Origin of the sequence: Nostoc sp., assembly GCF_036917755.1 — a bacterium.
Lineage (GTDB): Bacteria > Cyanobacteriota > Cyanobacteriia > Cyanobacteriales > Nostocaceae > Nostoc.
The window spans coordinates 25,328-50,367 of record NZ_JBALFC010000092.1; the positions used below are offsets into that span (position 1 = coordinate 25,328).

Annotated in this window: 19 protein-coding genes and 3 pseudogenes; 17 read left to right on the top strand and 5 right to left on the bottom strand. The window is 44.4% G+C overall.

Annotated elements, in window-relative coordinates:
- Nucleotides 1–295: 295 nt before the first annotated feature.
- The 5 genes and pseudogenes from V7L05_RS19815 to V7L05_RS19835 form a co-directional block, all read left to right on the top strand.
- Nucleotides 296–658, top strand: a complete 363-nt coding sequence (locus V7L05_RS19815) for a hypothetical protein (RefSeq protein WP_335166480.1) — start codon at nucleotides 296–298, stop codon at nucleotides 656–658.
- On the top strand, nucleotides 645–2,705 hold the full coding sequence (locus tag V7L05_RS19820) for a GAF domain-containing sensor histidine kinase (protein WP_335166482.1): 2,061 nt from the start codon (nucleotides 645–647) through the stop codon (nucleotides 2,703–2,705). Before V7L05_RS19815 ends, V7L05_RS19820 begins: the two co-directional genes overlap by 14 nt.
- 62 nt (nucleotides 2,706–2,767) lie before the next feature.
- Complete coding sequence (locus V7L05_RS19825; RefSeq protein WP_335166484.1) at nucleotides 2,768–5,704, top strand: response regulator; 2,937 nt, start codon at nucleotides 2,768–2,770, stop codon at nucleotides 5,702–5,704.
- Nucleotides 5,705–5,840: 136 nt separating this feature from the next.
- A complete protein-coding gene (locus tag V7L05_RS19830) occupies nucleotides 5,841–6,230 on the top strand; it encodes a response regulator transcription factor (RefSeq protein ID WP_335166487.1) in 390 nt (129 codons plus the stop codon).
- 279 nt (nucleotides 6,231–6,509) lie between these two features.
- Nucleotides 6,510–6,672 (top strand): annotated as a pseudogene (locus V7L05_RS19835) (IS701 family transposase); the annotation flags it as partial.
- An 11-nt stretch (nucleotides 6,673–6,683) separates the two neighbouring features.
- Here V7L05_RS19835 and V7L05_RS34795 read toward each other — a convergent pair.
- Nucleotides 6,684–6,848: pseudogene (locus V7L05_RS34795) on the bottom strand (IS701 family transposase); the annotation flags it as partial.
- A gap of 581 nt (nucleotides 6,849–7,429) precedes the next feature.
- On the opposite strand from V7L05_RS34795, the pseudogene V7L05_RS19840 reads away from it, so the two are divergent.
- The 4 genes and pseudogenes from V7L05_RS19840 to V7L05_RS19855 all read left to right on the top strand — a co-directional run.
- A pseudogene (locus tag V7L05_RS19840) lies at nucleotides 7,430–7,948 on the top strand (SRPBCC family protein); the annotation flags it as partial.
- Nucleotides 7,949–7,953: 5 nt separating this feature from the next.
- The gene (locus tag V7L05_RS19845; protein WP_335166488.1) at nucleotides 7,954–9,132 is read left to right on the top strand and encodes a zinc-dependent alcohol dehydrogenase; all 1,179 of its coding nucleotides are present in this window, start codon (nucleotides 7,954–7,956) and stop codon (nucleotides 9,130–9,132) included.
- A gap of 54 nt (nucleotides 9,133–9,186) precedes the next feature.
- Nucleotides 9,187–9,750 (top strand): type 1 glutamine amidotransferase domain-containing protein, encoded by a 564-nt coding sequence (locus V7L05_RS19850; RefSeq protein WP_335166490.1) that lies wholly within the window; start codon nucleotides 9,187–9,189, stop codon nucleotides 9,748–9,750.
- Between the two features lie 30 nt (nucleotides 9,751–9,780).
- Nucleotides 9,781–10,620, top strand: coding sequence for an aldo/keto reductase (locus tag V7L05_RS19855; protein WP_335166492.1), 840 nt, complete (start codon nucleotides 9,781–9,783; stop codon nucleotides 10,618–10,620).
- 322 nt (nucleotides 10,621–10,942) lie between these two features.
- Here V7L05_RS19855 and V7L05_RS19860 read toward each other — a convergent pair whose 3' ends face one another.
- The 3 genes from V7L05_RS19860 to V7L05_RS19870 form a co-directional block, all read right to left on the bottom strand.
- Complete coding sequence (locus V7L05_RS19860; protein ID WP_335166493.1) at nucleotides 10,943–11,380, bottom strand: hypothetical protein; 438 nt, start codon at nucleotides 11,378–11,380, stop codon at nucleotides 10,943–10,945.
- A gap of 703 nt (nucleotides 11,381–12,083) precedes the next feature.
- Nucleotides 12,084–12,368 (bottom strand): hypothetical protein, encoded by a 285-nt coding sequence (locus tag V7L05_RS19865; RefSeq protein WP_335166495.1) that lies wholly within the window; start codon nucleotides 12,366–12,368, stop codon nucleotides 12,084–12,086.
- Nucleotides 12,343–14,664 (bottom strand): FAD/NAD(P)-binding protein, encoded by a 2,322-nt coding sequence (locus tag V7L05_RS19870; protein WP_335166497.1) that lies wholly within the window; start codon nucleotides 14,662–14,664, stop codon nucleotides 12,343–12,345. Before V7L05_RS19870 ends, V7L05_RS19865 begins: the two co-directional genes overlap by 26 nt.
- A 588-nt stretch (nucleotides 14,665–15,252) precedes the next feature.
- Here V7L05_RS19870 and V7L05_RS19875 point away from each other — a divergent pair.
- The 8 genes from V7L05_RS19875 to V7L05_RS19915 all read left to right on the top strand — a co-directional run bounded on the left by V7L05_RS19875 (nucleotide 15,253) and on the right by V7L05_RS19915 (nucleotide 23,779).
- Complete coding sequence (locus V7L05_RS19875) at nucleotides 15,253–15,810, top strand: LLM class flavin-dependent oxidoreductase (RefSeq protein WP_335166499.1); 558 nt, start codon at nucleotides 15,253–15,255, stop codon at nucleotides 15,808–15,810.
- Between the two features lie 168 nt (nucleotides 15,811–15,978).
- Nucleotides 15,979–16,266 carry an acyl-CoA dehydrogenase family protein gene (locus V7L05_RS19880; RefSeq protein ID WP_335166501.1) on the top strand — a complete coding sequence of 96 codons (288 nt, stop codon included), beginning with the start codon at nucleotides 15,979–15,981 and terminating at the stop codon, nucleotides 16,264–16,266.
- 105 nt (nucleotides 16,267–16,371) lie between these two features.
- Nucleotides 16,372–17,733, top strand: coding sequence for an LLM class flavin-dependent oxidoreductase (locus V7L05_RS19885; RefSeq protein ID WP_335166503.1), 1,362 nt, complete (start codon nucleotides 16,372–16,374; stop codon nucleotides 17,731–17,733).
- Nucleotides 17,730–18,131, top strand: a complete 402-nt coding sequence (locus tag V7L05_RS34800; protein ID WP_442937875.1) for an NAD(P)-dependent oxidoreductase — start codon at nucleotides 17,730–17,732, stop codon at nucleotides 18,129–18,131. Before V7L05_RS19885 ends, V7L05_RS34800 begins: the two co-directional genes overlap by 4 nt.
- Nucleotides 18,132–18,518: 387 nt before the next feature.
- A complete protein-coding gene (locus V7L05_RS19900) occupies nucleotides 18,519–19,481 on the top strand; it encodes a TauD/TfdA dioxygenase family protein (RefSeq protein WP_335166505.1) in 963 nt (320 codons plus the stop codon).
- A gap of 143 nt (nucleotides 19,482–19,624) precedes the next feature.
- Nucleotides 19,625–20,506, top strand: a complete 882-nt coding sequence (locus V7L05_RS19905) for a TauD/TfdA dioxygenase family protein (RefSeq protein ID WP_335166508.1) — start codon at nucleotides 19,625–19,627, stop codon at nucleotides 20,504–20,506.
- A gap of 149 nt (nucleotides 20,507–20,655) precedes the next feature.
- On the top strand, nucleotides 20,656–21,741 hold the full coding sequence (locus V7L05_RS19910; RefSeq protein ID WP_335166510.1) for an aliphatic sulfonate ABC transporter substrate-binding protein: 1,086 nt from the start codon (nucleotides 20,656–20,658) through the stop codon (nucleotides 21,739–21,741).
- A gap of 283 nt (nucleotides 21,742–22,024) precedes the next feature.
- Entirely contained in the window at nucleotides 22,025–23,779 is a 1,755-nt protein-coding gene (locus tag V7L05_RS19915; RefSeq protein ID WP_335166512.1) for a peptide ABC transporter substrate-binding protein, read from the top strand.
- A gap of 188 nt (nucleotides 23,780–23,967) precedes the next feature.
- Here the strand turns inward: V7L05_RS19915 and V7L05_RS19920 are convergent, their stop codons facing one another.
- Nucleotides 23,968–24,921, bottom strand: coding sequence for an ABC transporter permease (locus V7L05_RS19920; RefSeq protein WP_335166514.1), 954 nt, complete (start codon nucleotides 24,919–24,921; stop codon nucleotides 23,968–23,970).
- Nucleotides 24,922–25,040: the final 119 nt, after the last annotated feature.

Genomic DNA, 25,040 nt, shown 5'->3' on the forward strand with positions numbered 1-25,040 from the left:
TTTTTAAAAGTAGGAAAATCAGCTGCGTTAGCGAAGCTTACCGAAGGTATCGCAGCTGATTTTCCTACTTTATTCTTTGTTTCGCCTTCGGCTTTAACTTGACACCAATGGCGAGACGCCCACCCCACAAGAAGTAGTTGAGTATTTTTTTATTTGTCAGTGACTTACACAGACGGAAGGACGCCTCTGGTACGGCGTTTAAAGGTATTTGCTACCGATCAACTTCGCTGTTATATCGCCAATGTTTTTGGGAAAACTAATCTTAATTAGTAAATTATTATATTACTAGATTTTTATGACAATTCCTTTCTTTTCTGGAGATGCTGGACGTAGCTTAGTTATCCGAAGGGGTACGGATAGCTACGGTGACGAAGGCAGAAGGTTGCAATACAGTGTAGGCAACTCTTGGAGACGCTACGCGATCGCGCAACTGGTAGAAAGTGAGAAAATGTCTGTCTTGGGAAACTTAGCGGCAGAGGTGGCAGCTAAAATTACAGCAGTTTTCATTTATTTGAACCATATATATTGTCGGGGCACAGCATTGCTGTGCCCCGACGGCGTGGTGTATTTACCTGGAAATAGCTGTAATAATCCAGTTGGCTTGATTGTCGTAAATTTGCAACCTGCTCTAGATGAGGTGTTTCATGCCCGCAGTTAGCCTCAGAAAGATTCTCAACAAAAAAGAGCTGCCATCTATCCTTCATAACTTAGTCTATCAGCTCAACATGGCGATTGATGTTGAACTGGTAGACGGCACAAAACTAATTAGCATTGGGGAGCAAACTGGGGAAAACCGATATCCAATCGAGGTGTTAGGAGAAATCATCGGTTGGGTTGTTGGGGGAGAACAGGCAACTCTAGTTGCGACTTTGCTCTCGTTTGCAGCAAAACAGGAAACTGAGAAGAAAGAACTCGCTATAGAATTGCTGGAGCGATATCAGGAAATTGATTTGTTTGAGGATATCTCGACTCAACTGGCAACAAGTTTAGATACGCGACAGATTGCCCAACTTGTGCTTCAGGAATTGAGTCAATTAATTGAATCGTCTGCGGGGATGATTCTGCTTCTGAGTCCAGATGCAACTGCATTTGAAATCATTGCCGAATTTGGAGTATTTTTTGACCACAGTCAGGCGGAACCAGATAAGGGAATTATTGGCAACATTGTCCAATCCAACCGGGCAGAACTCGTCAATGATGTGCAAGCCGATCCTCGATTACAGGGGCAAGAAAACGTTAACGCCATGATTTGTGTACCGTTGCGAGCCAAAGGGCGGGTACTGGGAGCGATCGCCATTGGAACGCCCAAAACTGACTCATACCAGGCTAAACACCTGAAACTTGTCAGTATCTTTGCCTCTCAAACTGCGATCGCTATTGACAAAGCTGTAATTTATGAACATAGCACTCAAACAGCTGTCCAGGCAAAAGCCCAGACACAGAAGCTTCTGCAAGCTCTCCATGAATTGCAATTAGCCCAAACTCAGTTGATCCAAAGCGAAAAAATGTCCAGTCTAGGGCAACTCATTGCCGGAGTTGCCCACGAAATCAACAACCCGCTTAACTTTATTTGCGGCAATTTAAAATATGTTGCCGAGTACGCCAATGACTTGTTGCATCTGGTGCAAGAGTATCAGAAATTTCTACCTGTTGCTCCTCCAGAGTTGGAATCAGAGCTAGACAAAATCGATCTGGAATTTATCCTGGAGGATCTCCCCAAACTGCTGAATTCGATGGAGGTGGGCACTGATCGCATTGTGGAAATTGTGCAATCTCTGAAAAACTTCTCCCGCCATGACGAAGCCGAAATGAAAGCCGTCAACATCCACGATGGCATCGACGGAACGCTGATGATTCTTCAACATCGCCTGAAAGCAGATGGTTGTCGCCCGGCAATTGAAATTATTAAAGACTATGGCAAATTTCCCCTGATTGAATGCTACCCCGGACAGTTGAATCAGGTATTTATGAACATCCTGGCAAATGCCATTGATGCTGTAGAGGAGGAAATGGGCGACACTTCTCTACGAGAGGCTGCGCCAACGGCTACCCTCAGTAACCATGAAAAAATATCTCCCCAAATCACCATTCGTACTGAAGTCCTCGACAACCAGTTTGTGGTCATTCGCATTGGCGATAACGGCTCAGGGATGAAGGAGGATGTGATCCGACGCATTTACGATCCGTTCTTTACCACGAAAGAAGTTGGTAAGGGAACCGGATTGGGTATGGCAATCAGTTACCAAATTATTGTGAACAGACACCGGGGATTTCTCAAGTGCCGTTCTGCGTTAGGTGAAGGAACAGAATTCTGGATTCAGATTCCAGTGAATTGTGCAGTGGTGGACGCTGTTGAAAATCACAATTTCACAATCTCTGACGCGAAGATGGCTTACACCTCTTTCCCAACCGAATCATCCCCCAGTCCCGATGCAGACGGCTTCATTCCCTCACCAACTCCAAAGCTCAAACCAACTGATCTACTAATCCGCCATAATCAACTGATTCAACGACTTTCACAGCAGAGTCCAAACCTGGGCGCGGCATCACCAGAGCAAATTTACCAGATATTCCAACGCCACCCAATTTCGTTAAAGCTTTACGCTACCTTGTTGTCCTGGTTCTCTTGTCCTAACCCAACCGACATCGATCACTCTGACTTTTCACGTCATGTGGAAAAGCCCACGAAAGACCTAACCCCCTAGCGCCCTTCCCGACACGGGAAGGGGGAAAATTCAAAATTGTTTGACTCCTACAGGATTATTTCATGCTCAGAAACTTTGAATTCTTAAAAATCGGTCATCAAGGAATCCTCAAACAATTCTTGATCACTTTTTTACCACTGTCCATCCTGGTTGGGGGCGTGCTGCTGATCATTCACCAGGCAGAGAGTAAAGCTGAACGGGGCGAAATTTCCATCAACGAAACCCGGAACGTTGACCTGGAAGCCAAAATAGCTGCTAATGACTTCAATTTAATTAAATCTGACTTGATGTTTTTGGCTACCCAAAACGAGCTACAGTCCATGCTCAACAGACCTGGGGGTACAACTGAAACACTGGAGTTGAGACAGGCGATCGCTAAAGAGTATTTTTCCATATCTCAGCAGAAGCAATTCTATGACCAGATTCGCTTTCTTGACACAACTGGTAAAGAAATTGTCAGGGTCAACTTTAATAAAGGTCAGCCCAGCGTTGTCCCTGACGAAAAACTGCAAGTCAAAGCAAAGCGTTACTGGTTTAAAGACACCTTGTCCTTGCAATCAGGCGAGGTGTTTATATCGCCACTGGATCTAAATATTGAGCAGGACAAGATTGAACAACCGCTCAAACCAATGATCCGTTTTGGCACTCCTGTATTTGATTCCCAGGGGCAAAAACGCGGCATCGTTGTGCTGAACTATCTAGGTGAGAAATTTATCCAGAATCTGCAAAAAGAAAACTCGACAACTTTAGGCGAAATGCTGCTACTCAATGCTGATGGTTACTGGCTTAAGGGACCAAAACCAGAGAATGAGTGGGGCTTTATGTACGAAAACCGCAAAGACCAAACCTTGGCAAAAGCCTTCCCGAAAGTCTGGCAGCAGATGGCCACAACGGAGTCGGGACAGTTTCAAACGGCTGAGGGATTATTCACCTTCAAAACCCTGTATCCGCTGCTGGCAGTTCAAAAAGCTCAATCCAGTACGGGGGCGACCCGTGCCTTCGATTCCAGTCAAGGGAAGGTGGATGCCAAGTCTTACCGTTGGAAAATCTTGACTCATGTTCCTCCTGCGATCTTAAATGCGCGATCGCAAAGTTCTTTTAAGCGACTCCTGCTGTTTTATCTGGTTATGACTGGGTTGATTGGGGTGGTTTCTTGGCTATTAGCCCTATCCCACTTACGACGACAACAGGCAGAGACAGAACTGCAAGCAACATTCGCTCACCTGACTGCAATTATTGACAATTTAGCAGATGGGTTATTGGTAACTAACACCAGCGGCCAAATTACCCGCTTTAACCCGGCGCTGCTCAAAATGTTCCACCTTGGCGACATTGACCTCAAAGGAAAAGACTGCGGAGAAATTTCTCAAGCTGAAATCGCTGATTTGGTAAAGCAGACCCACAAACAATCGCGAGAGATATTCACGGCTGAGATATATCTAGCAAAAAGCCGGGTTGGTCAAGCTTTAGCAACCAACATCTTCAAAGAAGCCTCTAAGGATGGGGCGGCGAAGTGGCTAGGTTCAGTGATCTTGATTCGGGATATTACGGCTGAGAAAGAGATCGATCAGATGAAAACCGATTTCATCTCTACGGTTTCCCACGAGTTGCGGACGCCACTAACTTCTGTCCTCGGTTTTGCGTCGATCATTAAAGAAAAGCTGGAAACCGATGTTTTCCCCCTACTTTCTACCGAAGATCGTAAGCTTCAGAAAACCATTAAGCGGGTGGGTGACAATCTCAATATTATTGTGTCGGAAGCAGAACGGCTGACGTATTTGATTAACGATGTCTTAGATATTGCCAAGATGGAAGCAGGTAAGGTGGAATGGCAGATGCAGCCCATTGATCCCAGTGAATTACTCAATTTAGCAAGCAATTCCACCGCCGGGTTGTTTCAAACCAATGGCTTGGAGTTGGTGTGTGAGATTGAACCTGGACTGCCTCAGATAGTAGGCGATCGCAACCGTCTACTGCAAGTTTTAATCAATCTGATTTCCAATGCCGTTAAGTTTAGCGAATCAGGTTCTGTAATCTGCCGCGTCAAACGAGAAAACAACGGTGTTTGCATCAGTGTCATCGACACAGGCGTTGGCATTGCACCTGAAGACCAGCCGAAAGTCTTCGAGAAATTCCGCCAAGTTGGGGACACCCTCACCGACAAACCCAAAGGTACAGGGTTAGGACTGCCCATTTGTAAAGAAATCGTCGATCATCACGGTGGTAGAATCTGGGTTGAGAGTGAACCAGGCAACGGCAGCACATTCTCGTTCATCATTCCCACCACTGAGAGCGATCAAAAAACTACTGCTAATCTGAATCTGGATGCGCTAGTCAAACAACTCAAAGAACACGTTATCACCACAAACACTGTGCTGAACCAAAACCACAAAACGATTTTGGTTGTAGATGATGACGCTAACATTCGAGAATTGCTCCGTCAACAACTGGAAAACCAAGGCTACAACGTTCGGGAAGCGAAAGACGGTGTGGATGCGATTCATCAAATCAAAACAGCCCGTCCCGATCTGATTCTCTTGGATGTAATGATGCCCCAAATCAACGGCTTCGACGTGGCAGCCCTTCTTAAAAATAATCCCCAAACCGCAAATATTCCGATTATCATTCTGTCAATTATTGAAAACAGAGAACGGGGCTATCAAATTGGCATTGATCGCTATCTCACCAAGCCCATTAATACAGAGAAACTCCTCAACGAAGTTAGCTCAATGCTTTCCCAGGGCACTTCTAGTAAAAAGGTATTGGTTGTAGATAAAAATGCATCCACTTTAAAAACCCTATCGGATGTACTGCAAGCTCAGGGATACAGCGTGATTGAAGCCTCCGATCCCCAAGAATGCATCAATAAAGCTCGGTCAGCCAAACCTGACATAATCATCATCGATTCTATCTTCTCTGAAGAAAGCGATTTGGTGGAAACCCTACAGTTTGAGAAGGAGTTAGAAAATGTATTTTTTGTTATGCTATCGGATCAGTAATCGCTGCTACTAGTACCGCTTGGCGTAATTCGTAATTCGTAATTCCCTTTTAGCAAGGGTTTCAGACATTACAAATGGGTGGCTTATTTACGCCGTACTGTACTAGGGAATTCCTACTCCCCACTCCCCAATTCCTATGACCCAGAAAATTCTGATTGTTGACGATGAACCGAACATCTTAATTTTGATGGAACAAGCCCTAGAAGCATTAGAAGACGAGGGTGTTGAACTTCTAACTGCCAGAAATGGAGAAGAAGCTCTCGAAATTATTAAAACTGAAAAACCAAATCTAGTTTTTCTCGATGTGATGATGCCTAAAATGAATGGTCTGAAAGTCTGCCAAATTGTTAAACACGACCTGCAAATGAATGATGTCTACATTGTGATCTTGACAGCTAAGGGACAGGAGTTTGATAAACAAAAAGGAATTGAGGTTGGTGCAGATTTATATCTAACTAAACCATTTCGCCCCAAAGAAGTACTTGAAAAATCAAAGCAGGTGTTGGGTTTTTCAGGAACGTCGTGAATGGGTTTCAGGTGCGATCGGAACAATCGGCACAAATCTGGTTACATTTCGTTGATAGATCAACGGTTAACAGTACTCATCAGGACTTACGCAACTGGCACAGCGCGATAGCTTCGCTCGCCGCAGGCATCGCATTTAGATAGTATTTATGTACTATACAGGAAAGTGGCGTACCTAGAGGGCATTGCTGAAATTAGTAACAGTAATCGGGTGTGTTAAGTATTCTTCAAATCATGAGAAAATTAGTTGAGGATGCATGAAATAAAACAATAGTAGTTTATGAGATTTACTAAACTTAACTATTGCCAGTACTTGTTAAGTAGTCAGATTAATTATACTCTGACAAATTTGGCAAAGCAGAAGCGAGCAGATCAGTCATGATAAAATCAACCGTTATTTAAAAAATGAAAAATTAACACCTCGGATTCTTTGGGATAACGTGACAATTAAATTTTTCACATTATCCCAAAGTAGACGAGGAGTTAGCTTTTCATTTTTTAAATAATAATTAATTTTATCATGACTAATATTTTCTAAGTGTTCTGCTAAATTAATAAGAGTGTAGTTGATTTGACTACTAAGTAAATATTGACAATAATCGAGTTTTGTAAATTTCATATTAAATCATCAATCAACACTTAAAAGATATTTATTATTTTTCCGCTCCAGGGGGGAGCATAAATATCTTATTACTTATGATGTTTGTAATTAATAGGACTTACGCATTGAGAGGAAATGGACTATGTGCATTGCCTTAAAGGGAAGTGAAGCGGCATGAATTAGCATAGGTCAAAGCCTCATGCTGGGGAGCCTACTCCCAGTATACTTTGCCTAAAAGAAGACATTCTCGGCAAAGTTAAGCATCTAAAAATCCTTGAGTGAAACACTTGTCTAGTTATGTTTGAATGTCTAGATTGCAATAGGTGACAGCTTCCCTAGCATTACGCCAAGATACAAGCGAGAACTAACTAACTTAACACCAATCTCATTCTTTAGTTAGATGTTAGGTTTAGTTGAAAGCTTTAAGGTTCAGATGTTGATTTGTAGTAGTTAATTTTTTTAGTAGTCTAGAAGGCTGATACGAAGGGTAAATTTTTTCAAGAGACTTCTACATGCCTCTCGCTAATAAGCTTTTATTCTACACTGTTCTCCGCTCCTGGTATTAGGGTTTGGACAAACAAATTTGTCCAAACTGCGATAAACAAAGCACCATACAGCAAGCACGGGAGACAATAGACATGAGCCAACCAATTAAAGTTGAAAAGACGGTAACGATTAACAAACCAGCAGAGGAACTCTACCGCTTTTGGCATAACTTTGGGAACTTGCCGCGCTTCATGAAGCATCTCAAAGACGTAAAAGTACACAATAATAAGCGATCGCACTGGACGACCAGTGGGGTGTTAGGTGGAAGTGTTGAATGGGATGCAGACATCATTGAAGATCGGGAAAACGAATTGATTGCTTGGGCTTCGGTTGAAGGTGCAGATGTTGATAACTCTGGTTCTGTCCGCTTCCAGCCAGCACCCGCCAATCGCGGTACAGAGGTAAAGGTCGTCACGGAATATAACCCGCCTGGTGGTGCGATTGCATCTGTGTTTGCCAAACTCTTCGGCGAAGAACCAGAACAGCAGATTGGAGATGATTTACGCCGCTTCAAAATGCTGATGGAAGCAGGCGAGATTGCAACAACAGAAGGTCAACCAAAGGGAGGTTAAAGATTATGAAAGCAGTTTGCTGGCACGGCGCTAACGATGTACGAGTTGAAACAGTACCCGATCCAAAAATCATCAATCCGCGTGATGCAATTGTTAAAATCACGTCAACAGCGATTTGCGGTTCTGATTTACATCTTTATGACGGTTACATCCCCACGATGGAAAAGGGCGACATCCTTGGTCATGAATTTATGGGGGAGGTCGTCGAGCTAGGCAGTGCCGTCAAGAATGTGAAGATAGGCGATCGCGTTGTCGTCCCCTTTACCATTTCCTGCGGCTCCTGTTTCTTTTGTCAAAAAGATTTGTGGTCGCTGTGCGATAACTCCAACCCCAACGCCTGGATACCGGAAAAACTCATGGGTTATTCTCCATCTGGTCTTTTCGGCTACTCCCATATGATGGGTGGCTATGCTGGAGGTCAAGCTGAATATGCCCGCGTTCCCTTTGCCGATGTCGGTTTATTCAAGATTCCTGATGGACTAACAGACGAACAAGTCCTGTTTCTGACGGATATCTTCCCCACTGGCTACATGGCAGCGGAAAACTGCGATATCCAGCCAGGAGATACTGTAGCGATCTGGGGCTGCGGTCCAGTCGGACAGTTTGCCATTAGAAGTGCATATATGCTAGGTGCCGAGCGCGTCATTGCTATTGATCGAGTTCCCGAACGCCTACAGATGGCGAAAGACGGCAAGGCAGAAGTCCTTAACTATGAGGAAGTTGATGTTGGTGAAGCCCTCAAAGATATGACCGGTGGGCGCGGTCCAGATGCTTGCATGGATGCTGTGGGAATGGAAGCCCACGGTACGGGTCCTGATGGGTTTTACGACCAGGTAAAGCAAGCCGTGCGTATGGAAACCGACCGACCCACTGCCCTAAGGCAAGTGATTGTTGCCTGTCGCAAAGGTGGCACTGTTTCAATTCCTGGTGTTTACGGCGGCTTTGTAGACAAGATACCGATGGGTGCTGCCATGAACAAAGCCTTAACATTTAAAACGGGACAAACGCACGTTCATAGGTACTTGCGCCCGTTACTCGATCGCGTCCAAAATGGCGATATCGACCCATCTTTTGTAATCACCCATCGTCTGCCGCTAGAACAAGCACCGCACGGCTACGAAATTTTCAAGCACAAGAAGGACAACTGTATCAAGATCGTGCTCAAGCCAGGTCAGGCTGCCTAAAACCCCACAAGAACACGAAAAAACCAAGTCTAGCCAACACTTTAGGAGGTAGAGATGACAGAAGAACTCACAAATAAGAAAGTTGCCATTCTGGTTACAGATGGCTTTGAGCAAGTTGAAATGGCTCAACCCAAGCAAGCCCTTGAGTCAGCAGGTGCTCAAACCCACATCATTTCACCTAAGAGCGATCGCGTTCAGGGCTGGAACCATTATGACAAAGGGGATTTTTTCCCGGTAGATGTCCCCCTCGATCAAGTAAATCCAGCCGACTATGATGCCCTCCTGCTTCCCGGTGGTGTTGCCAATCCAGATCAACTTCGGACTAAAGCTAAGGCGATCGAGTTTATAAAGTCCTTCTTCGATACTGACAAGCCGGTAGCGGTGATCTGCCACGGACCTTGGACTCTGATCGAGGCAGATGTGGTGCGCGGACGGCGGCTCACCTCGTGGCCGTCGCTCAAGACCGATCTCCAGAACGCAGGTGCCCAGTGGGTAGATCAGGAAGTTGTAGTTGATAGCAACCTCGTGTCGAGCCGCAAGCCAGACGACATCCCAGCCTTCAACCGGGAAATGATCGAGCTGTTCAGCCATGCAGAGCAGGTACGGCAGATGGTGTGAGGACTCGGAGCGTTAATCAGGAGGACAGGTATGGAACAGCATCGATTTGGTTCCACGCAGCGCGAGGTGGCAGCGATCGGTCAAGGAACCTGGTACATCGACAACGGTGACCGCGCCTCTGCGATCGCCGCTTTGCGCCAAGGACTCGATCTCGGCATGACCCACATCGACACGGCACAGATGTACGGCAGCCCCGAGGAGGTGGTCGCAGAGGCGATCGCTGGACGACGCGATCGGGTTTTCCTGGTTTCCAAGGTTCTTCCTGGAAATGCTTCTCGGAGAGGGACGATCATAGCCTGCGAGAAATCCCTCGCTCGACTTCATACCGATCGGCTGGACTCTTATCTGTTGTACTGGCGCGGTCAACACCCACTGGAGGAGACGATCACTGCCTTCGAGCAGCTTCAGCACGAGGGGAAGATTCTCTGCTGGGGCGTGAGCAACTTCGATGTGCCTGACCTTGAAGCAGTCCAGAAGATCGCCTTAGAGGGTTCTCTCGTCTGCAATCAAGTCCTTTACCATTTGAGAGAGAGAGCGATCGAACACGCTGTGATCCCCTGGTGTGAGAAGCATGGGGTCGCCGTAGTCGCATACAGCCCGTTCGGTCATGGGGATTTTCCCAGATCGCGCACAACCGCAGGTCGCGTACTACAGGAAATCGCCGCCGCCCATAACGCCACCCCTCGCCAAGTCGCGCTCCGATTTCTGGTGCGGCATTCCTCGCTCTTCGCAATCCCCAAAGCATCCAATCCCGAACACGCCGCTGAAAACGCGGGAGCCGGGGAACTCAATCTGACCCAAACCGAACTCGATCGAATCGACGCAGCCTTCCCGACCGGATCTCGTCCCCGCGTGCTTCCCATGCTGTAAGCCTGATTGGCTCGCCTGCAGGCTGCCTGCCCATAAATTGAAGGCACCGCGCGAGAAGACTTCCGAGCTTTTTGCCTAGCCGCCCACCATTGAGGAGGTTGACATCGTTAGCTAGTCAAGCTTCCTTGATGGGGGAAAGTAGCGAAGATACCGTTGGCGAAATATTTCTTAACGCTGAAAATCCTTGTGCTGTCGTGGAAACCCGTCAAAGAAAGTTACCGAAAATCACCCCTCCAATGAATTCGCCAACGGTATCAGCGAAGCTGTCACCAGCCGCCACGCAATGGCTGAAACCGTTTCTCCAACAACTTCAGACAATTAGTTATGAGAACAGTGATAATTGCTCCATCTTAGTATTACTTTCAGTTGAAGTTGCTGTAACAGGGTGTTTGTTGTTATTTGAAGACTTCTTACCCCATCCCTCTTTCGCCGCGTGTTTGACTACACGAGAACGAATATCAGCAGCCAGGGTTTCATAATCAGAGCGGATTTTGTCATACAAAACCGGAGTTGTACCAATCTTCTCCCAAAGGTTTTCATAGTTGAAATTCTTGAAAGGTCTGTGCCTGACGAGGGCATCATAACTTGCCCAGAGGTAAACATCTGTCCATTCGGATGATAGCGGCACTTCAAAAGCAATTGGCATCATCAGTGTAACAACTTCGCTACTAGAGGCGAGTTTACCTACTTCTCCCTTGTCTATCTCTTGTAAAGCTGCATCTAATCTATCAACTGCGTTCGCGTAGCGTGCCGGAGGCATTCGCTTTTCCTACCCAAGTGGGAATTGACTGTTGCCAGCCGTTCTGCTGAGTGACAATTGGCCCAGCGATGTATTGAACAATTTCACGACTTGCTCCTGCTAGATCGAGTAGGCTGGCTGTTACAGCTTTGTTAATCCCTTGGCTGGTTAGCCCTGTTTTGTCACTCTGGGAAAATAAAAATCAAAGCCAAATTTTGAACTGTAGATAGAACGGGCATTTGAGCTGGTATTTTTGTACAGTATCTTTGCTATTGCATGAGAATGTTCTATTATCTGTTGTTCTTCTTCGGGAGTCATGGATGCACCTAGTATCGATGAATTTATCAAGAAAGGCAGAGGGCAGAGGGCAGAGGGCAGAAGGCAGAAGGGATTTATCCCTTCACGGAAATGCCCGAACCGTCTGCGCAACGGTCGGTTACAAGGGTTTAAGACCCCCACCAAATTAAAAATTTGGTGGCTCTCGTTCAGGTGGGGTTTGAATCCCCATCTGAACGAAACCTTCTGCCCTCTGCCTCCTGCCTCCTGCCTCCTGCCTTCTTCAATATCCCTTTCTTGTGTCCCACTACTTCTGGACTTCAAATTTCTATCACAATCCTTTGCTCTTATTTATTCTTGCTGAGAGAATAAAAAGTTGGATGCACCCATACCAAAACTTATGGATTAAGAGAACATCTTGACCCGATTAAGCCAAAGCTCTCCGATGTCATTCATTCCTGTGCGATAGATGCACTCCAATATACACCAGAGAAACGCGTACACAGATTTTTTCCTTTGGAAAAAGATGATTTTTTCTATCCACAGGGTCGAACCGAGCGTTATTTAAAGGCACTCCTTTCAACCGAGAAAGATAGACGTGTAAAGGTGCTTGGGCTGTGAAATCAAGCTTATTGTAGGTGCGGCGTACTTGTCCCCACTCGCAAGCGCGATAAAGGGTGTTTTGTCCATCTTTGTGCGTCAGATTACTAAATGTACATAGCAAAGTAATCATTGTAGATTTCGGTATTAGTCATAACTGTGAGTTCTATTTGTTTTTGTTCTGCATCTGTAGCCGGACTTGTGGCGGAATCTAAGCTTTCTTGAGGAATAAAATCACCACAGTATTCATTTGCAGGTAGTGCAGCATTCATCTTTTGGGGATAACTCAATTTGAGATTATTCATGATAGTAATGAATTGACTGCGGCTGCGATAGCGAAGCGCTCCGTAGGAATCGCTAAATCTGGGATTAAGGCGTTTTTCTTCGCCAATGGTAGAAACTGTACGTCCTTTGTAGTCATGAGCCGGATACACCAAAGTCTCATCTGGCAAAGTAAATAAGTGTTGCGTCACTGCATCATATAGAGTTCCTGCATCGCCTCCTTGAAAATCTGTGCGTCCACAACCACGAATCAATAAAGCATCACCAGTTAATAAGCAGGTATTATCCACTAAATATGCGATGTGGCTAGCAGTATGGCCTGGTGTGGAAATTGCTTCGATGCTTACCGAGCCGACTTCGAGGATTTCGCCACCAACAAGAGAGCGATCGGCTTTTGTTACAGCAGGATTTTGTGGCACAATCACCTGGCAACCTGTTTTGCGTCTGAGTTGGCCTGCGCCTGTGATGTGATCTGCATGGAGGTGCGTTTCAAGACAGTAGCGTAGTTTTAATCCTAGTTCATCTAATGCTTGCAAATCGCGATCGACTTGCTCTAATACAGGATCGACTAAAACAGCATCTCCAGTTTGCCGATCGGCAATTAAATATGTATAGCTACTGCTTTCTGGGTCAAAAAATTGCCGAAATAGTAAGGTTGAGTGGGAAATTTCCCAGTTGCGAGTGCTTGCGTCACTATCTAACAAAGGTATCACCGGAATAGAACTTACACGCACTGGCAATGACTGCAACAACGTCTGAGATAATTTTTGTGCTTGTACGCGTAATTCTGGAACAGCGATAGTTTCCCACAAGTCGCCCTTGCGAAGAGTTCCCAAGGTATAAAGCAAAGTTGAAACTTGATCGTCTGCTGTATATAAAGCACCGTGAATATCTGCATCTAATCCTAAACCAATGGCATTAGGACGGATTAATCGCTGCGATCGCAAATTAGCAATTAGCGGATGAGGCGATCGGCGATAATCTGCGGCTACCCCTGTACAATTCACTACTCGCTGAACTTGTAAGACAGTATTTGTCTGGGTTTTGCGCCCAGATATAGTCACTGCTACGCCATCTGACAAGGGTTGATATGCTTGAATTCGCCCTGGGGAAATAGTCAGTTGACCAGAGTCCAGCATTTCTTGCACCACATCTGCTACTTTTTGAGCAATACGGTGTCGATGAATATCCCAATAGGATGTTAGATGACGCAAAAAACGCTGCTTTTCTACAGTTGGTAGTTTTTGCCACATTTTTTGAGTAATTGGGCGTAACGAATCAATCACGGCTCGCCAATCGTAACCTTGAACATTCGCAACTTTTACTTCGTCACGCAACCGACTTAACCAACCGCGCGATGTGTTGGGTGAAGTTTCCAGAGAGACGAAAGTAGGATAAGGCTGAGATGCTTGATGTTTTAGCGGAAACAACCCTCTTCGAGACACTGCATAAATTTTGCCCCGATGTTGGCGATCGTGAAGAGATAAAACCATATCCACCATCGTCAGTCCTGTACCAATGAGCAATACCGAAGCATCAGGATCAATCTCTGCTAGGGCATCGGCTGACCAAGCATTCCGCCGATAACTTTCATTGTTAGTATCTGCACGATCAATTGCGGGAGGTGCAAAGGGCGAGTTTCCTAATGCCAACACAACTCTGTCTGCGTTAAAACAACGACCACTACGCAAAGAGATGATTGCACCGTTTTCTGCTGGCTCTATTCCTACTGCTTCATCGTTCAATCTTTCTAGTCGGACATCAGTAGGTGCTGTAGCTTCGGCTTCTGCCAAAATCGACTGAATGTATAAACCATAAACTTTACGTGGTATGAAGCTACTAGCATTAACTTCTTGAGAAAAAAATGTAGCTAACTCGTTATGGTTGTACTGAAGCCACCGCATTAGATGTCCCGGATCGTGAGCAAATGCACTCATGTTACCTGCTGAGACATTTAGCAAGTGACAGTTAGTATCTGTGCTGTAGGCAATGCCTTTACCAATTTGAGGACTACGCTCAATCAGTTTAATAATGAGGGGTTGGCTGGCTGTTTTTAATAGGTGTGTAGCGACTAGAGAACCACTAAAGCCTCCGCCAACAATAACTATCGTGATTGGAGTATGAGTAGTGAAAGAATTAGCCTTCATAGTAGTCTCGTATCAAGAGTTACAGAGAATTTATCAAGTCTGTTTACTAGGAATAAATTTATTTCCAATCCAGCCAATAGAATTTAGATTTAATATCATTTAAATTTTTATAATACTCTGATTTACCACATAAAGTACACCTAATCGCTAGAAAAACCGTATTTTTGATTAGATAGCTGTATCATTAGAGTCACTCCCGATTCCACAGTTTTTGCCACAACAACCCAACGGTAAAGATAACAGCGAGAACAAACACCAAAATCTGAGATTCTTCAAGAAAAGCTTGACTTGCTTTATCTAGCCTTGTAAAGTGTTTCCTAGTTTATAATTTAACATCTTTAAGTCTATCGACTTATCGTAGTTTATGAAACTAGTTTAAGTTTGCCAGTTTTTTTTAATGTCTATTTAATAAATAAAAATAGTATGCGTGAAAAGCATGATTTTGTTTATGAACATAAAAAATGGATATTTGGCTCTAAAATTTGTAGTCTTTTGAGAGTTTTTTAATTAGGATTAAGCAGCGATCGCAGATGTTTTGAATAACTGATTGTAACTGGTAGTTCTCATTGAAATTGGAGCAAAGCGACCATGACTGAACCACGCTATGGAATTTGGATTCCGGTCTATGGAAACTGGGGGCCGCTAAATCAACCCGAAGATCCATTTGATGCCAGTTATGCCAGGGCGCGATCGCTCTTGATTCAAGCGGAACGAGTAGGTTTTTCATCTACTCTTCTCGCACAACACATCATCAATTGTTACGACCAAGATTTCGATCAACTAGAAACCTGGACAGCAGCAGCGGCCCTCGCCGAAGCCACTGAAAAAATTGAGATTATTGCAGCAATTAAGCCCTTATTATTTCATCCTGCTGTCTTAGCAAAGATGGCACTGGGTATTGATGCTATTAGTAATGGCAGATTTTCCATTAACTTGGTTAGTGGCTGGTTTCGCACAGAAATGGAAAAGGCTGGTATTCCCTTTCCTCAATATGATGAACGTTACGGTTACTCTGAAGATTGGATTAAAGTTGTCAAGGCTCTGTGGAGTGGGGAAAGAGCAATTCAACCATCATCGCCACTGGCGCAACGCTCGCACTCATACTTTACACGATCCCGTGCGCTGGAAGTATATCAACGTGGGTAACTATTACCTCAATGGCGTTAATCCTCCTCGTCATGGTGCATTTTAATTCGTGGGTATGGGCAATTCACAAATCAGAAAAACTACTACAAACTCACTGACTTACCGTATTTAGAAGCTATATCTAATTTATTCTAGAAAACTCAAAATTCATCAATAAGGATACTGAATATGGTTGTAGCAGCATCGAGAGAATCAAAAGAATATATCAAAGAACGGGGCGAAGTTGCCGTTACCGTTGCCACAGCGAAAGTATTCAGCACACGAGTTGCCCTAGAGACAACTAGCAAGATTTTTGAAGTGACAGGCACTCGTACTGCTGCCAAAAAATATGGCTTTGATCGCTTCTGGCGCAACGTCCGTACTCATACCCTACACGATCCAGTAGTTTACAAAGTCCACGAAGTTGGCAACTGGGTACTTAACGAACAAATCCCAGTTTTCACTTTGTATACGTGAAAAAGGCAAAAGACATGAGATTGCATAGCTGCCTTTCAAGCTAAAGCTTGAATTTTAAGTAAAAAATACTACTATCTATTCCCAATCCCCAATCCCCAATCCCTAATGACAAAACAACTGCATCTAGCCGGATTTCTGATTGCCTCTCACCTAACTCATAGTCATCCTGCATGGCGACATCCTCTCAATGACTTGAACTTTTTGCGACCGGAGTTTTACCAAAATCTAGGTCGAATTCTCGAACGAGGCAAGTTTGATTTTGTGTTCTTTGCAGATGGATTGATGATTCCCAGCCGTTACGGTGCAGGTATCACAGACACTCTGCGCTATGGCTCTCAAGGTGCTGCTTTTCTTGACCCCGCTTTTGTTGTGGCCACGATGGCAGTTGCAACCAAATACATCGGATTGGGCATTACCCGTTCCACCACCTACTCGGCTCCTTTTGATTTGGCTCGTGCCTTTGCATCATTAGATCATCTCTCACGGGGGCGTATTGCTTGGAATGTGGTGACATCCCACAATACAGCTGAGGCGAAAAACTTTGGTTTTGAAGAACATTTAGAACATGAAACTCGTTATGACAAAGCAGACGAGTTTATCGAAGTCGCTTATAAACTCTGGGATAGTTGGCAAGAAGACGCATTAGTTTTAGATAAAGAAACAGGCTTCTTTGCAGACCCCACCAAAGTTAGACACATTAACCATGAAGGGCGATGGTTCAAGTCACAGGGGCCATTGACAGTGCCGCGATCGCCTCAAGCTCGTCCAGCAATCATGCAAGCTGGCTCGTCTGACCGAGGTAAGGAATTTGCCGCTCGTTGGGCAGAAATTATCTTTGAAATTGACCCGACACCAGAAGGTCGCAAAGCCTACTATGATGATGTCAAGTCACGGGCTGTGAAATATGGGCGAAATCCTGATGATATCAAGATATTTCCGGCAGTGATTCCCTTTGTTGGCGAAACAGAAGCGATCGCAAAAGAGAAACAAGCCTTTCATAATCAACTAGTTGATCCCATTGCAGGACTGGTTACTCTCTCCAGCCATATGGACTATGACTTTTCCCAACTTCCCTTGGATGAACCAGTCAAAGATGTGCAAGTTGGTGGGATCAGAGGACTTTTTGAACTGGCTCTGAGACTAAGCAAGAAAGAGGGTTTGACCCTCAGAGATATTGGTAAGCTTTACGCTGAAGGCATATTGCTCCCTCATTTGGCGGGAACACCCACTCAAATTGCCGATCAGCTAGAAGAAAGTTTTAAAAATGGCGAAGCGGATGGCTTTATTATTTCAGCAGCTTATCTTCCTGGTGCATTTGAAGAGTTTGTCGAATTTGTCGTGCCTGAGTTGCAGCGCCGGGGTTTGTTCCGCAAAGAGTATACAGGCAAGACCCTGCGCGACCATCTCTTACTGGGCAAAGCTAGCTTAACACCTCCTGTCAGGCAACCTGAACCAGTGGGTATTTGAAAGAGGTTTCGGAATTTGTCTTAAGTTTGATCCTCTATCACGCCAAACAGTTACGGCAATTGCAAGCTGCTCATGACCAACGTACTTGGCGAAAAAGCTGGTTAGTACTGCCAGAGTTGGCAAATTCAACTGTATTAATTCTTGGTACTGGAAATATAGGCCAAGCGATCGCAGCTCGTATTAAACCATTTGGAGCGAGAGTTTGGGGTGGTCGTCGTCGTCCTGAACCTCTAACAAATTTTGATAAAACTGCAACTCCCAACAACCAAGCCGATTTGGTCAAATCGTATACCAGCCAAGGAATAGTTAACTGCTGGGTCATAAATGTTCCAGACATTGATAGTAACTGTCCGCCAAAAAACAGGCGAAAATTACGCCAGCGCAAGGCGGGTAAATAGTGGTAAGTGATATTACTGATGCTTTCCCCGAGTTGTCTATTCCAAATTTTCATGAGGAAAATTTTATTATGGTTTACTAATAATTAGATTAACTAATAATTATCAAATAATCGCGTAGTTTACTACCCAGGCATCGCTGATCTTTCTGAGCTAAGGCTTTTGCACATTGACATCGGATCGCTATAGAAGATGATTGGTCTGCAAAAACGTAGGAAGTTACTATTTAGCAACTGTATACTACGTTAAATCTATCGGAATACTGTATAACAATCTCAGTTATGCTCCCAGGATGGGAATGTTGCTATCAGATATTGGATATCGGCAAAATTCCCAAGGAAATAGGCGAGTGTGAACACCTCCTGATAGATCAAACTCTGGAGAATCCTAATGGGCTACAAACATATAGAAGTTAAACAGGTAGCTGGTTTCATCGGTGCAGAAATCGGCGGCGTAGACCTTTCCCGCTCTCTTTCTGAGGATCAAGTCCAAGAAATTCGCAAAGCGCTATTAAAGTGGAAAGTCTTGTTCTTCCGTGGCCAGAACATCGATCATGCTGCCCAGGTGGAGTTCACATCTCGTTTTGGCGAAGTGACTTTTGCCCATCCCTTGGGAGAGCCTGAACCAGTTCTGGGATTTCCCCAGATCAAACCCGTAGACCGTAAGCTTTATGAGCAGCAGTATGGTTTTCGCACTGGCGGTCCTTGGCACACAGATGTAACGGCAGCGATTAACCCACCAGCAGCGTCAATTTTACGCGCAGTTAATGTCCCTAGTTTCGGTGGTGACACCCAGTGGAGTAATCTCGTTGCCGCTTATGAGGGACTCTCAACACCCCTGCGATCGCTAGCTGATACATTAAAAGCGGAACATCGCTTCAATGGAGGCGGTTATCAACCCCGCAATAACAAATTCGACGATCGCATTGCTGTCAATCCACTGGTTTCTATTCACCCAGTCGTCAGAGTTCATCCTGAGACTCGTGAGCGTGCCTTGTTCGTAAACCCTGGCTTCGTCTCCCGCATTGTTGATGTGTCACCAGAAGAGAGCAGACTGTTGCTAGAGTTATTCTTTAACCAAGTCACCAAACCTGCCTATACCACCCGCTTCCGTTGGAACAACGGTGATATCGCCTTCTGGGACAACCGCGCTACCGTGCATTTAGCTCCTCAAGATTTGGATCATTTGGATGTTGAACGTCTCCTTTATCGCACCACCATCACAGGCGATGTTCCAGTAGGGGTTGATGCTTCCCGTTCAGAAGTGGTTCAAGGTGAAGCTTTCAGCGCTGAAGTACCAAGCGTCTTCAAGCAGAAAGCTGAGTTTAAGGAAGCACAACCAGTCCTTTCCTAAAGCTGAGTTATAAGTCATGAGTGCTGAGTAAATTAAAAAGTACTCAGTACTTATGAACGCAGACATTAACCCTTGTTGCTCTACAAGGGTAACTTTTGCATGACCAGTTGCTGGTATAGCCCTAAATCTAAGGAGACCTGATTATGACATTCACGGCAAGCCGGATTGAGATTACACCCACCGAAGCGGCTCTTGGTGCAGTGATTACCGGATTTGATGTTAATTCTGTGGAACCAGAGGTAATTCTACAGCTAAAACAGGCATGGCGCGATCGCCATCTTCTCATCTTCAAAAACCAAATATTAACTGACGATCAGTTGTTAGCCTTTGCCAATTACTTTGGCGATATTCTTCAACAACCTGCTTATATTCGCAAAGGAGAAACAGAAGAATACCTGCCGCCCCTAGTTCTCACTCTCGCAAATGCTGCTCCTGAAGAAAGTTCAGTCAATATTCGACCGAACTATCAGGAACTTTTACCCCACATCGATCACTACTGGCTTCCTGTGCCATCTAGCGGTTCTTTCTTATATGCAGTAGAAGTACCTGAGAATGGCCCCAATACCTATTGGGTGAATTTGGCTCAGGCTTACGACGAGCGAGACGATGCCACCAAAGAGCAAATTTCTGGCTTACAAGTTCGTTACTTCAATTCCTATGGCAGTAAGGATCGGGATGAGTATGGTCAGCCTAAATATGCAGCTGGTCGCGCTCCAGAACCAGGCGAACGAGTAGCAATTCATCCTCTGGTTCGCACACATCCAGATACAGGTAAAAAGATCCTCTTTTTCAATGCAGCTAGCGATGTAGACATCGTGGATTATGACCATGTAGAAGGAGCAAAACTAGTTGCAAAGTTGCAAGAGCATATCAAACAACCCCGATTTGCCTATCGTCACCAATGGAGCAAGGGCGACCTACTTTATTGGGATAACCAAGCAACGGCTCACTATCGCCCTGAATTTGATGCCAATGCCACTCGTATTCTCAAACGGGTTAGCCTTCGGGGTAGTCGTGCTTTCTAAAGGTTTAACAATTTAAGAATATAGAACGAAATGAGGTCGTTGACCGTTGACTGTTAATTGTCAACGGTCAACAGGAGCCATTGCGTTGGGCGGCTATGCCGACTTGTAGCAAATGGCGTTCAACAGTCAGCACCACGGGATTGAGAGCCATGATTAAACCTTATGTCAGGAAACGATTAATTTCCAGGCGAGATTTGCTTTATACTTTGTATGGGTTCGCCTCTTTCGCTACATTGGTAGGCTGTGGAGCAAATGCTGGTAGTGGAAACAAGAATACGATAAGTAACAATAACAACACTATTGGCAGTAATAGCGGTAGCAATAATAGCAAGTCTAAACTTATTCGGCTTGGCTTCACATCATTTGGCGATCTAACAAGAGAAAAAGGTGTAATCGAAAAGCGTTTAGCTCCTTTGGGAGTAGATGTTAGCTGGTCAAAATTTATCTCCGGGCCACCCCTGCTGGAAGCCTTAAGTGTGGGTAGCCTTGATGGGGGACAAGTCGGGGAAACGCCGCCTATCTTTGCTCAGGCTGCTGGTAACAATTTGGTTTACCTAGTGAATATCCCGGCGGGTACGGGGGAAAGTTATGGGATTATTGTGCCAAAGGATTCTTCCATTAAAACGGTGGCGGATCTTAAAGGCAAAAAGGTTGCCTATGCTAGAGGAACTGCTCTGACCTATTTTTTGGCGAAAGCGTTGGAAGAAGTTGGGCTGAAGTTTAACGATGTTCAAGGTGTGAATTTAACTGTTGCTGATGGACAAGCAGCATTTTTAAACAAAACTGTTGATGCCTATGTAGCGATCGACCCTACACTGATCAAGCTTCAACAAGAGGGAACGATCCGAGTGTTGCGGGATGCTCAGGGAATTAAAACACCAGGATCTTTTTACTTAGCTGCCAGGGAGTTTGCGAGTAATAACCTTGAACTCTTCAAAGCAATTCTAGAAGAGTACTACCAAGTTGGAGAGTGGGCAAATCAAAATAGGCAAGCAGCCGCCCAAATCCTTGCTCCGAAGTTAAAGGTTGATGTGCCAACGATGGAAACAATGTTGTCTCGACGAAAGTACGATATGCAACCTATTAATGAGCAAGTGCTGCGAGATCAACAGCAGGTTGCCGATCTTTTGTACCAATTAAAAATCGTGCCAAAACAAGTCGATGTCCGGGAAGCAACTCTGACTTCTGAGCAGTATGCGGCAATTATACCGGATAGTATCAGAAATAAGGCATGATTTAGCGATCGCAACTAGCTAAACGAAAATAAAGAGGCTGTGTCAGAAGATGCAAGACTGGGTGAAAAAGAGGATAACTAATGCTGAATAGCTAATATGTCCTTTTCCTGACAGCTATTGCCTTTTTTCCACATCTATGGGATTTTTATTTTAAGGAAGTACGGTTTGGCGACCAAATTATCGTAGTTTAAATCGGGAAAATCGTCAGAAACACGCTACAGTATTTGGTTGCTTGTTAGCGGTAAATTTGACCCTTTAGCTTAAATCCCTAGAAACAATCCAAATGTGCATATTCAATAAATTCAGTAGGGGTCAGATTTTTGCTCAGTCGTTGCTGGGCATTTTGTTGTTAACTGCTTGTTCTTCCCCAAATTCTCAGTCTTCAACCACCTCTACTCCCAGCGCGTCTAATCCAACAGCAGCGAGCAATACTTTAAAGCTTCTCTATTGGCAAGCACCAACTATTCTTAATCCCCATCTAGCTCAAGGTAGCAAAGACTTTGAAGCTAGTCGAATTACTTATGAACCTCTAGCCAGCTTCGATAAAGATGGTAAATTAGTCCCTTTTCTCGCAGCAGAAATCCCCTCTTTAGAGAACGGTGGAGTAGCTAAAGATGGTAAATCAGTAACTTGGAAACTCAAAAAAGAAGTTAAATGGTCTGATGGTAAACCTTTTACGGCTGCGGATGTGGTGTTTACCTACCAATTTGTGAGTAATTCAGCTGTCGGTGCAACCACTGCTGCTAATTATCAAGCTGTCAAAAGCGTTGAAGCCGTGGATGACTATACTGTTAAAATCAATTTTCAGGAGCCTAACCCAGCTTGGTCATTACCGTTTGTTGGTTCCAACGGGTCAATCATCCCCCGTCATATATTTGAGAAATACAACGGTAGCAACGCCAGAGAAGCACCAGCTAATTTACTTCCTGTAGCAACTGGCCCCTATAAAGTGGTGGAATTTAAGCCTGGTGACATTGTTATTTATGAAGCAAATTCCTTTTTCCGCGAAGCAAATAAACCTTTCTTTAAACGAGTAGAACTGAAAGGTGGTGGGGATGCAGCCTCAGCTGCTAGAGCAGTATTGCAGACTGGAGATGTAGATTTTGCCTGGAACCTTCAAGTAGAAGCCCCAATCCTGAAGCAGCTGGAGGCAGCCGGAAAAGGTAGATTAGATATCAGCTTTGGATCTTTTTTGGAGCGGATTGCGATTAATCAGACTGACCCTAATAAACAGACCAAAGACGGTGAACGTTCCAGCATAGAGTTCCCCCATCCCTTTTTTAAAGACCTGAAAGTTCGTCAAGCTTTTAACTATGCGATTGACCGTGACACTATTAATCAACAGTTATATGGTAAAACTGGTCGTGCTGTTACAAATATTCTAGTAGCGCCAGATATTTATAACTCGCCCAATACGAAATATGAGTTTGACTTGAAAAAAGCTGCTACTTTGTTAGATGAAGCTGGATGGAAAGATACCAACGGTAACGGCATTCGGGATAAAAATGGTGCAGAACTCAAGGTTTTGTTTCAAACTTCAGTTAACCCAGTCCGCCAGAAAACTCAGGAGATTATTAAACAATCATTAACTTCTATTGGCGTGGGGGTAGAACTCAAGAGTATCGATTCAAGTATTTTCTTTTCTAGTGACCCTGCTAACCCAGACACTCTTGCTCACTTTAACGCTGACTTACAAATGTTTAGTGGTGGCAATAGTAACCCAGACCCAGGTAGTTATCTGAAGGCGTGGACTTGTAATGAGATTCCCCAAAAGAAAAATAATTGGTCGAAACCGAATAGTTCTCGTTACTGCAACCCTGAATATGACAAGCTTTGGCAACAATCTAATACAGAATTAGATCCACAAAAACGCCGACAATTAATTATACAGATGAACGATTTGTTAATTAAAGAACAAGCTGTAATTCCTCTAATTTCTCGCGCCAATGTTAATGGAGTTAGTAACAGAATCACTGGTATAGATGTAACTCCTTGGGATGATCGTACTTGGAATATTAAAGATTGGCGACTGAAGTAATACCAATTCGCAATTACGTATGTGAAGAAATATAAATTTTCTGTAGGGTGTGTTATGCCGTAGGCTAAGGCACCTTATACCAATTCAAAATTAATAAATAAAGTCACAAGCTAACGCACCTTTAATTGTTGATAGTGCGGCGCTTGACGACAACACACCCTATATTTCATAAATTCCGATGGATTGATTTAAGAGAGCCTGGGATCTAGTGCATCTCGTAAAGCATCACCTATATAGTTAATGCTTAACACCGTGAGAAATATGGCTGTACCAGGGAAAATAACTATGTGGGGAGCATATTCTAGAAAGTTTTGCCCTTCGTTCAGCATTCGCCCCCAAGTTGGGACATCAGATGGAAAACCTAAACCAAAAAAGCTCAGGGTTGATTCGGTAAGAATCGCAGTACTAACCGAAAGAGTAGCAGCAACTAGTACAGGACTAATGACATTGGGCAAAATATGAACCCAAATCAACCGTGCAGGGGAAGCACCAAGGGCGCGTGCTGCTGTGACAAATTCTAACTCCCGCACTGTCAAAAAACCGGCTCGCACTAATCTAGCCACAGACATCCAGTTGAGTCCACCAATCACCAGTACTATCAACACAAATATACCTATTTCTGGCCCAGCGATCGCCTTGAGTGCATCCCGAAACAAAAATATCACCAGTAATAATAATGGCAGTCGTGGTAAAGCTAGACACAAATCTGTGAAACGCATTAAAACAATATCCAGCCAGCCGCCATAAAATCCAGCAAGTGCGCCGATGAGTGTACCGAGAGTTATGGCTACTAACATCGAAAAAAATCCTACTGCGATCGATATTCTCCCACCATGCAAAACTCTGGCTAATATATCTTGACCTAAATCATTAGTACCAAATGGATGCGCCCAACTGGGGCCAAGAGTAGATTTGGCAAAGTCAATTTTGTTGAAGGGAATTTGATAAATAAAAGGCCCAAAAATGACACTTAACACTATGATGAGCAAGATTACCATCCCAAACATAGCTTGACGATTACGCCGAAACTTGCGCCATGCTTCTTGAGTAAGTGTTTCTGGCTGAGAAACAAAATTGGTGGATGGTGGAGAAACTGAACCCTTGGATGCTTCGGAAGTTTGATTAAGCGATCGCTTCAACATAAAAGATGTTATAAATTTAATTTGTATACTGCCGGGTAGAAAGTTAAAACCACTTTTGAATAGACTTTTTATAACCTTTAGGCATTTTCAAAATATTGACTTGTTCAAGGGTAAAAAGC